Origin of the sequence: Bradyrhizobium sp., from assembly GCF_028868675.1 — a bacterium.
GTDB lineage: Bacteria > Pseudomonadota > Alphaproteobacteria > Rhizobiales > Xanthobacteraceae > Bradyrhizobium.
In genome coordinates this window covers 1-1,889 of record NZ_JAGWUA010000367.1, presented here as the reverse complement: position 1 = coordinate 1,889, position 1,889 = coordinate 1, and the positions used below count along the sequence as shown (strand labels likewise).

General features: G+C 65.6%; 3 protein-coding genes. All 3 read left to right on the top strand.

The features are described 5' to 3' along the window. Positions 1-538, top strand: a 538-nt coding sequence (locus KGM94_RS25175; RefSeq protein ID WP_300265453.1) for an SDR family oxidoreductase, incomplete at its 5' end; no start/stop codon positions are given. Positions 539-551: 13 nt separating this feature from the next. Continuing rightward, positions 552-1,106, top strand: coding sequence for a carboxymuconolactone decarboxylase family protein (locus tag KGM94_RS25170; RefSeq protein WP_300265450.1), 555 nt, complete (start codon positions 552-554; stop codon positions 1,104-1,106). A 1-nt stretch (position 1,107) separates the two neighbouring features. Beyond that, on the top strand, positions 1,108-1,889 hold a 782-nt coding region (locus KGM94_RS25165; protein WP_300265447.1), incomplete at its 3' end, for an SDR family NAD(P)-dependent oxidoreductase.

The following is a 1,889-nucleotide window of genomic DNA, read 5'->3' as shown; positions in this document are numbered from 1 at the left end:
GGCCCGGCTCGATCTGCTCGACAACAATGTCGGCATCGGCAGCCGCGGCAGCGTGGTCGACGAGACGCCCGAGCAATATCGCCGCGTCATGCAGGTCAACGTCGAGAGCATGTTCCTGCTGTCGAAGCACGCAATCCCCGCCATGATCAGGACGGCCAGGGGCGGCGCGATCGTCAACATCTCCTCGATCTCGGCGCTGCGGCCGCGCGGCCTCACGACCTACACCACGTCGAAGGCCGCGATCATCGGCTTGACCCGCGCGATGGCGGTGGATCACGGCCGCGACAACATCCGCGTCAACTGCATCTGCCCGGGACCGATGTACACGCCCATGGTCTATGCCCGCGGCATGAGCGAGGCCGCACGCGCCAACCGCGCCAGGGCTTCGCTCCTGAAGATCGAGGGCACCGGCTGGGACGTCGGCCACGCCGTCAAGTTCCTGCTCAGCAACCATGCCCGCTACATCACCGGCCAGGCGCTGGTGGTCGACGGCGGCGTCACGCTGCAGGCGCCGGAGCGGGAATCGCAGGAACATTGAAAGGACACGTCGAATGGCCCGCCTGCCCTATCTCGAGGCCGACCAGGTCGCGCCCGAATATCGCGACATGCTCAAGCGCAACACCAACCTGCACAAGCTCCTGGTCAACTCGCCGGAGATGGCGCGCGCCTTCAACGGCCTCGGCGGCTATATCCGCTTCAAGAGCAAGCTCGACCCGCGCCTGCGGGAGCTAGCGATCCTGCAGGTCGGCTGGCTGGAGAAATCGGAATACGAGTTCACCCACCACGTGAAGATCGGCCGGGAGTTCGGCGTCACCGATGCCGACATCGCCGGGCTGATGGCGGAGACCGCGGGCAAGCCGTCCGAGCTCGAACCGCTGGCGAAGGCGATCCTTAGGGGCACCCGCGAGATGGTGCGCGACCTCGCGATGTCGGAAAAGACCTTTGCCGAGATCAGGCAGCACCTTTCCGACGAGCACATGGTCGACCTCGTGCTCACCATCGCCTTCTATTGCGCCGTGGTGCGCGTGCTCGCCACGATGAAGATCGACAACGAGCCGTATTACAAAGAGGTACTCGCGCAGTACCCGATCCCGGGAGTGAATTGACATGCGCCTGAAGGACAAGGTCGCCATCGTAGTCGGCGCCGGGCAGAGCCCCGGCGAAGGCATGGGCAACGGACGCGCCACGGCCCTCACCTTCGCGCGCGAGGGCGCGAAAGTGATGTGCGTCGACCATCATCTGGAGTCCGCCGAGGAGACGGTCGCGATGATCGCGGCAAAGGGCGGCACGGCGGCGGCCTGCAAGGCCGACGTGACCAAGAGCACCGACATCAAGGCCATGATCGCGGATGCGCGGGCGCGCTGGAGCCGGATCGACGTCCTGCACAATAATGTCGGCGTCAGCCTCGCCGGCGGCGATGCCGAGCTATTGCAACTGACCGAGGAGGCATTCGACCGCGTCGTCGCCATCAACCTCAAGAGCTGCATCCTTGCGGCAAAGGAGGTGATCCCGATCATGCGGGCGCAGAAGAGCGGCGCGATCATCAACATCTCCTCGATGGCCGCGATCACCACCTATCCCTACGTCGCCTACAAGGCGACGAAATCGGCGATGATCGCCTTCACCGAGCAGCTCGCCTACCAGAACGCCGAATACGGCATCCGCGCCAACGTCATCCTGCCCGGCCTGATGAACACGCCGATGGCGGTCGACACCCGCGCCCGCGAATGGCACAAGACCCGCGCCGAGGTCGAGGCCGAACGCGACAGCAAGGTGCCGCTGCGGAAGAAGATGGGAACCGGCTGGGACGTCGCCAACGCCGCCCTGTTCCTCGCCTCCGACGAGGCCAACTTCATCACCGGCGTGACGCTGCCGGTCGACGGCGGCGC

What these genes read in the sequence shown, in the direction of transcription:
- KGM94_RS25170 (WP_300265450.1), top strand. Translation starts at nt 552, where the DNA reads ATGGCCCGCCTGCCCTATCTCGAGGCCGACCAGGTCGCGCCCGAATAT.